This window comes from Pengzhenrongella sp., assembly GCF_036565025.1.
Lineage (GTDB): Bacteria > Actinomycetota > Actinomycetes > Actinomycetales > Cellulomonadaceae > Pengzhenrongella.
This window is the reverse complement of sequence record NZ_DATCNW010000352.1, coordinates 1-7,670: the sequence shown is the minus strand read 5'-3', so window position 1 is coordinate 7,670 and position 7,670 is coordinate 1. Positions and strand designations below refer to the sequence as shown.

The window sequence follows — 7,670 nt, the reverse complement described above, 5'->3', positions numbered from 1 at the left end:
CCCGACGACCCTGCGGCTCGCGCCGCCGCTGATCCTGACGCGCGAGCAGGCCGCCGACTTCGTGGCCTTCCTCGCCGACGTGCCCGATGCGCCCACGCGTTCCGCAGCCACGGAGGCCTCCGCATGACCCGCCACTTCCTGCGCGACGACGACCTGTCCCCGCGCGAGCAGCGCGAGGTCCTCGAGCTCGCGCTCGCGTTCCGCGACGACCGGTTCATCCGCACGCCGCTCGCGGGCCCGCGCGCGGTCGCCGTCCTGCTCGACAAGCCGACGCTGCGCACCCAGGTCTCCTTCGGGACCGGGATCGCCGAGCTCGGCGGCTACCCGATGCTCGTGGACGGCAAGCTCGCCGGGATCGGGGTCCGCGAGTCGATCGCCGACACGGCCCGGGTGCTCGGCTCGATGGTGTCCGCGATCGTCTGGCGCACCTACGGCCAGGACCGGATCGAGGAGATGGCCGCGAACGTGAAGGTCCCGGTCGTGAACGCGCTCACCGACCAGTTCCACCCGTGCCAGATCCTCGCGGACCTGCTCACGATCGCGCAGCACCGCAAGGGTGGCGTCGGCGCACTGCCCGGCCTGACGTTCGGCTACGTCGGCGACGGCAACAACAACATGGCCGCGTCCTACCTGCTCGGCGGCGTGACGGCCGGGATGCACGTGCGGATCGGCACGCCCGCCTCGCACCTGCCCGACCCCGCCGTCGTCGCCGACGCGATCGCGATCGCGGCCACCACGGGCGGGTCCGTGCTGGTGACCCACGACCGAGGCGAGGCGCTCACCGGCGCCGACGTCGTCGCGACCGACACCTGGGTCTCGATGGGCCAGGAGGACGAGGCGGCGCAGCGCGAGGCGCCGTTCGTGCCGTTCCGCCTCGACGCCGAGGCGCTCGCGCTCGCGGCACCCGACGCGATCGTGCTGCACTGCCTGCCCGCCTACCGCGGCAAGGAGATCACCGCCGAGGTGATCGACGGCCCGCAGTCCGCCGTCTGGGACGAGGCGGAGAACCGGCTGCACGCCCAGAAGGCGCTGCTCGCCTGGCTGCTGGACCAGCCGTGACCACTGCGAGCGCCACCGCTGCGAGCACGACCGGCGTCACGGCCGGCGCCAGCGAGACGGGCGTCACGACCGCCGTCGGACACGCCGGTCCGCGCACCGACGAGGCGCCCGCCCCCGCGCGGGTCCCGGCCACCAAGGCGGCCCGGCACGCGCTGATCGCGACCCTGCTGTCCCGGCGCCCGGTGCACTCGCAGTCCGAGCTCGCGGCCGCGCTGGCCGAGGCCGGCGTCTCGGTCACCCAGGCGACGCTCTCCCGGGACCTGGTGGAGCTGCGCGCGGTGAAGATCCGCACGGCCGCGGGCACGCTCGCCTACGCGGTGCCCGCCGAGGGCGGCGACCGGAGCCCCCAGCCGGCCCCCGACACCGAGTTCCTCGCGGCCCGCCTGGCCCGGATGTGCGTCGACCTGCTGGTCTCCGCGGACTCCTCGGGCAACCTCGTCGTGCTGCGGACCCCGCCGGGCGCCGCCCAGTTCTTCGCCTCGGCGATCGATCACTCGGTGCTGCACGGCGTCATGGGCACCATCGCGGGCGACGACACCGTGCTCGTCATCGCGCGCGAGAACGACTCCCCGGACTCCGGCTCGAGCGGGCGGGCGCTCGCCGCCCGGTTCCTCGCGCTCGCCTCCACCACCCCGGCCGACCCGGCCGCCACCGAACTCACCCCTGCCGAACAAGCCACCCCCGGCACTGCCACCACCGACGAAAGAGAACTGTGATGAAAGAGCGCGTCGTACTCGCCTACTCGGGCGGACTGGACACTTCCGTAGGGATCGGCTGGATCGCCGAGGCCACCGGCGCCGAGGTCATCGCCGTCGCGGTCGACGTCGGCCAGGGCGGGGAGGACCTGAACGTCATCCGCCAGCGAGCGCTGGACTGCGGCGCCGTCGAGGCCTACGTGGCCGACGCGCGCGACGAGTTCGCGACCGAGTACTGCATGCCCGCCCTCAAGGCGAACGCCCTGTACCTCGACCGCTACCCGCTCGTCTCGGCGATCTCGCGGCCCGCGATCGTCAAGCACCTGGTGCGCGCCGCGCGCCAGTTCGGCGCGACGACCGTCGCGCACGGCTGCACCGGCAAGGGCAACGACCAGGTCCGCTTCGAGGTCGGCATCACCTCCCTCGCGCCCGACCTGACCTGCCTCGCGCCGGTCCGCGACCTCGCCCTCACCCGGGACAAGGCGATCGAGTACGCCGTCAAGCACGACCTGCCGATCGAGACCACCAAGCACAACCCGTTCTCGGTCGACCAGAACGTGTGGGGCCGCGCCGTGGAGACCGGGTTCCTCGAGGACATCTGGAACGCGCCGACCAAGGACGTCTACAACTACACCGACGACCCGACGTTCCCGCCGGTCGCCGACGAGGTCGTCATCACGTTCGCCCAGGGCGTGCCGGTCGCGCTCGACGGCGTACCGGTCACCCCGCTGCAGGCGATCCAGGAGATGAACCGCCGCGCGGGCGCCCAGGGCGTCGGCCGGATCGACATCGTCGAGGACCGGCTCGTCGGCATCAAGTCGCGCGAGATCTACGAGGCCCCCGGTGCGATGGCGCTGATCGCCGCCCACCAGGAGCTCGAGAACGTCACCGTCGAGCGCGAGCAGGCCCGCTTCAAGCGGACGGTCGCCCAGCGCTGGACCGAGCTGGTGTACGACGGCATGTGGTTCTCGCCGCTCAAGCGCTCGCTCGACACGTTCATCGAGGACACCCAGCGGTACGTCTCGGGCGACGTCCGGGTCGTGCTGCACGGCGGCCGCGCGACGGTCAGCGGCCGGCGCAGCGAGTCCAGCCTGTACGACTTCAACCTCGCGACCTACGACACCGGCGACACCTTCGACCAGTCGCAGGCCAAGGGCTTCATCGAGATCTACGGCCTCACCGCGAAGCTCTCCGCGGCGCGCGACGTCAAGTTCGGCAACGGGGTCGACCTCAGCCCCGTCGCGTCCAACGTGCCGAACCCCGTGGCCAGTGCCTGACGACCAGGTGCCCGCGCAGCCTCCCGCGCCGAGCGGACCGACCGTCAGCCTCTGGGGCGGCCGGTTCGCCGGCGGGCCGGCCGACGCGCTCGCCGCACTGTCCAAGTCCACGGACTTCGACTGGCGCCTCGCCGGGCACGACATCGCGGGCTCGGTCGCGCATGCCGGCGTGCTGCACAAGGCGGGTCTGCTGTCCGACGACGAGCTGGCCGGCATGGTCGCGGCCCTCGGCGTCCTGCGGACCGACGTCGCGAGCGGCGCGTTCGCCCCCGATCAGGGGGACGAGGACGTGCACACGGCCCTCGAGCGCGGCCTGATCGAGCGCGCCGGGGCCGACCTCGGCGGCAAGCTGCGCGCCGGCCGGTCCCGCAACGACCAGATCGCCACCCTGGTGCGGATGTACCTGCGCGAGCAGGCACGGACCATCTCGGGACTGCTGCTCGACGTCGTCGACGCGCTGGCCGACCAGGCCGCCGCGCACGCCGAGGCACCCATGCCGGGGCGCACCCACCTGCAGCACGCGCAGCCGGTGCTGCTCGCGCACCACCTGCTCGCGCACGCCTGGCCGATGCTGCGCGACGTCGAGCGCTGGGTCGACTGGGACGCCCGCGCGGCACGCTCGCCCTACGGCTCGGGGGCCCTCGCGGGCTCCTCGCTCGGGCTCGACCCGGTGGCGATCGCCGCCGAGCTCGGGTTCGACGGGCCGGTCGAGAACTCCATCGACGGCACGGCGAGCCGGGATGTCGTGGCCGAGTTCGCCTTCGTCGCCGCGATGGTGGCCGTGGACCTGTCCCGGTTCGCGGAGGAGATCGTGATCTGGGCGACCCGCGAGTTCGGCTTCGTGAAGCTCGACGACGCGTACTCCACCGGGTCGAGCATCATGCCGCAGAAGAAGAACCCGGACGTGGCCGAGCTGGCCCGCGGCAAGGCGGGCCGCCTGATCGGCGACCTGACCGGGCTGCTGACCACGCTCAAGGGGCTGCCGCTCGCGTACAACCGCGACCTGCAGGAGGACAAGGAGCCGGTGTTCGACCAGGTCGACACCCTCGAGGTGCTGCTCCCCGCGTTCGCGGGCATGGTCGCCACACTCCGGTTCGACGTCGGCCGGCTGGCCGAGCTCGCGCCGCAGGGGTTCTCCCTCGCGACGGACGTGGCGGAGTGGCTCGTGCGCGAGGGCGTCCCGTTCCGGGTCGCCCACGAGCTCGCGGGTGCGTGCGTGCGCGAGTGCGAGGAGCGCGGCATCGAGCTATGGGACCTGTCGGACGAGGACCTGTCGGGTATCTCCCCGCACCTCACCCCGGCGGTCCGCGGCGTACTGACGGTTGAGGGCTCCCTGGCCTCGCGCAGCTCCTACGGCGGCACCGCCCCGGTGCGCGTGGCCGAGCAGCTCACCCGAGCCCGCGCCCGAGCCGCCCAGCTCCGTGCCTGGACGACCTCCGCCGAGAGTGGAGTTTCCGCCCCCAGAACGGCCGTTTCAGGGGCGACTACTCCACTCTCGACGGAGTCCTGAAGGCGAATGGAACTGATCGAGCGGCTGGCGGCCCGGGTGCGGGGGAGTGAACCCCGGCTCGGGCCGGTCCGGCTGGTGTGCATCGACGGGCCGGCCGGGTCCGGCAAGACGACGCTCGCCGGCCGGCTGGCCGCCGAGCTGGGCCCCGAGCTGGAGGCCAGGGTGCTGCTCGTCGATGAGCTGCTCGAGGGCTGGGGCGGGCTGCACACCGTGTGGCCCCGCGTGCAGGAGGGTGTGCTGGACAACCTCGCCCAGGGCCGGCCCGGCCAGTACCGGCCGTACGACTGGGTCGCGGAGGAGTTCGCCGCCGAGGACCGCGAGGTCCCGGTTCCCGACGTCCTGGTGCTGGAGGGTTGCGGCTCCGCGCGGCGCGCGGTCGACGGCGTCGCGGTGCTCAAGATCTGGGTCGAGGCGCCGCAGGACCTGCGTCTCGCGCGCGGCATGGCGCGCGACGGGGAAGCGCTGCGGCCCCAGTGGCTGGCCTGGATGGTGGACGAGGCCGCACTCTTCGCCGCAGAGGACACCCGCGCCCGCGCCGACGTGATCGTGCCGGGGGACCGCTGACCTTCTTTCCCCTGCTTTCCCCCACTTTCACCGCTGACGTCCGAGCGTTGACGTCCTATAGGACGTCAACGCTCGGACGTTACGAGCAGGATGGATCGGTGACGACTGACGGCTCCGGTGCGCGGACTGGTCCCGGCGCTGGACCGGTGCCGCCTCGCGAATGGTTCGGTCGCGAGGTGCTCGACGTGGGGCCGGACCTGCTCGGCGCGACCCTCACCACGACGACCGTCGAGGGCAGCGTCACCCTGCGGATCACCGAGGTCGAGGCCTACCGGGGCCTGGCCGACCCGGGCTCGCACGCCTTCCGGGGCCCCACCGCGCGCAACGCGGCCATGTTCGGCGAACCGGGACGGCTGTACGTCTATCGCCACCTCGGCCTGCACACCTGCGTCAACCTCGTCTGCGGACCCCCGGGGCTCGCGTCGGCGGCGCTGCTGCGGGCCGGCGAGGTGGTCGATGGCGTCGAGCTCGCCCGGGCGCGGCGGGTCCGGGCCGGGGTCGTCCGCTCGGACACCGAGATCGCACGCGGTCCGGCGCGGCTCGCGGTCGCTCTGGGGATCGACCTCAGCTGGTACGGCAGGGACGTGACCGAGCCGAGCGGCGCCGTCGTCGTGCGCGTCCCGCGCGGTGTGCCCAGTAGTCCGGGCGAGCCCAGTCGCGCGGGCGAGCCCGGCGCGGTCGTGTGGTACCGGAGCGGGCCGCGGGTCGGGGTCGGCGGCCCGGGCGGCGACGCCGCGGTGTACCCCTGGCGGTTCTGGCTCGACGACGAGCCCACCGTCTCGGCCTACCGCGCGGCCGCTCCGCGACGCCGTCGGGCAACAAAGCCGTGAAGCCCGCACCCCGAAGCACGGCAGACTTGCCCCGACGCCGCCGGTCCGGTGCGGCGCGGTGGTGACGAGGAGAAGTACGTGAGCGACGTCCTGGACGAGCTGCAGTGGCGTGGGCTGGTTGCCCAGAGCACCGACACCGAGGCGCTGCGCGCGGCGCTGACGGGCGAGCCGATCTCGTTCTACTGCGGCTTCGACCCGACCGCCCCGAGCCTGCACATCGGGAACCTCGTGCAGATCCTCACCGTGCGCCGCCTCCAGCTGGCCGGGCACCGCCCGCTCGCCCTCGTCGGCGGCGCGACCGGCCTGATCGGCGATCCCAAGATGACCGGCGAGCGCACGCTCAACGCGCCCGACGTCGTCGCGCAGTGGGTCGAGCGGATCCGCCTGCAGATCGAGCCGCTGCTCGACTTCGAGGGCCCGGCCGCCGCGCGCATGGTCAACAACCTCGACTGGACCGCGCCGATGTCCGCGATCGACTTCCTGCGCGACATCGGCAAGCACTACCGCCTGGGCACGATGCTCGCGAAAGACACCGTCGCGAAGCGCCTGAACAGCGACCAGGGGATCAGCTTCACCGAGTTCAGCTACCAGATCCTGCAGGGCATGGACTTCCTCGAGCTGCACCGGCGCTACGGCGCGACCCTGCAGACCGGGGGCAACGACCAGTGGGGGAACCTGCTGTCGGGGGTCGAGCTGATCCACAAGTCCGAGCACACCTCGGTGCACGCCCTCACGACGCCGCTGATCACGAAGGCGGACGGTACCAAGTTCGGCAAGACCGAGTCGGGCACCGTCTGGCTCGACCCGGCCATGACGAGCCCGTACGCCTTCTACCAGTTCTGGCTCAACGCCGACGACGCCGACGTCGGCGGCTACCTGCGCATCTTCACCTTCCGGTCCCGGGCCGAGCTCGAGGACCTCGAGAAGTCGGTCGCCGAGCGCCCGGCCGCGCGAGAGGCGCAGCGAGCCCTCGCGTACGAGGTGACCGCTCTGGTGCACGGGGCCGACGCGGCGGACAAGGTCGTCGCGGCCAGCCAGGCACTGTTCGGCCGCGGAGACCTGCGGGACCTCGACGAGCCGACGACAGCGGCGGCCGTCGCCGAGCTGCCGACCGCTACCGGGGGCGCCGGCGATCTGCTCGTCGACCTGTTCGCCGCGACGGGGGTCGTCGCGAGCAAGGCCGCTGCCCGGCGCGCGATCGCCGAGGGCGGGGCGTCGATCAACAACGTGAAGATCACCGACGACGGCGCCACGCTGTCCAGCGGCGACCTGCTGCACGGCCGCTGGGCGGTGCTGCGCAGGGGCAAGCGGACCCTCGCGGTCGTCGACGCGGGGGTGTGAACGGCGGGTGACGGGGGCGTTACGGGCGCGATTTGACGGCCCGGGCAACGCCTGCGTAATCTACTCGTTGTCGCCCGGCAGGGAGGGACAGACACGGCAGCGCTAGGGAGCGCGGGCAGTGGCTAGTCTCGAGGGCGGCCACCCCATGCATGAAGATCCCAGACGCTTCGGCGGCTGGCAATTTCCGTGCCGGGATGGACGGAATGTCACGAAAATCAACGCCTCGGTGTTGATTAGGTCGGGACAGGAAGTTCGGGTAAGTTAGAACGGTTGCCTCGCAGCCCGGTCGGAAGGCCGCAAAGCGATGCGCGTTCGTTCCTTGAGAACTCAACAGCGTGCCAAGTAGTCGATGCCATTATGTTCATCGGTTGGTGTGGTCGGGCCTTTGGCTCTG

At 72.4% G+C, this 7,670-nt stretch carries 7 protein-coding genes; all 7 read left to right on the top strand.

All coding sequences use genetic code 11. The annotated features are described in order from the left end of the window. Nucleotides 1-123 precede the first annotated feature (123 nt). The 7 genes from argF (at nt 124) to tyrS (ending at nt 7,276) form a co-directional block, all read left to right on the top strand. Nucleotides 124-1,059 (top strand): ornithine carbamoyltransferase, encoded by a 936-nt coding sequence (gene argF, locus VIM26_RS20035; protein ID WP_331954523.1) that lies wholly within the window; start codon nt 124-126, stop codon nt 1,057-1,059. Next, complete coding sequence (locus tag VIM26_RS20030) at nt 1,056-1,775, top strand: arginine repressor (protein WP_331954521.1); 720 nt, start codon at nt 1,056-1,058, stop codon at nt 1,773-1,775. The genes argF and VIM26_RS20030 overlap by 4 nt, the downstream gene beginning before the upstream one ends. Then, complete coding sequence (locus tag VIM26_RS20025; protein ID WP_331954519.1) at nt 1,775-3,031, top strand: argininosuccinate synthase; 1,257 nt, start codon at nt 1,775-1,777, stop codon at nt 3,029-3,031. The genes VIM26_RS20030 and VIM26_RS20025 overlap by 1 nt, the downstream gene beginning before the upstream one ends. After that, nucleotides 3,024-4,541, top strand: a complete 1,518-nt coding sequence (gene argH, locus VIM26_RS20020) for an argininosuccinate lyase (protein WP_331954517.1) — start codon at nt 3,024-3,026, stop codon at nt 4,539-4,541. The genes VIM26_RS20025 and argH overlap by 8 nt, the downstream gene beginning before the upstream one ends. Nucleotides 4,542-4,547: 6 nt before the next feature. Continuing rightward, nucleotides 4,548-5,105, top strand: coding sequence for a uridine kinase (locus VIM26_RS20015; RefSeq protein WP_331954515.1), 558 nt, complete (start codon nt 4,548-4,550; stop codon nt 5,103-5,105). A gap of 98 nt (nt 5,106-5,203) precedes the next feature. Then, nucleotides 5,204-5,935, top strand: a complete 732-nt coding sequence (locus VIM26_RS20010; protein WP_331954513.1) for a DNA-3-methyladenine glycosylase — start codon at nt 5,204-5,206, stop codon at nt 5,933-5,935. A 78-nt stretch (nt 5,936-6,013) separates the two neighbouring features. Next, the gene (gene tyrS, locus VIM26_RS20005; RefSeq protein ID WP_331954511.1) at nt 6,014-7,276 is read left to right on the top strand and encodes a tyrosine--tRNA ligase; all 1,263 of its coding nucleotides are present in this window, start codon (nt 6,014-6,016) and stop codon (nt 7,274-7,276) included. Nucleotides 7,277-7,670 lie beyond the last annotated feature (394 nt).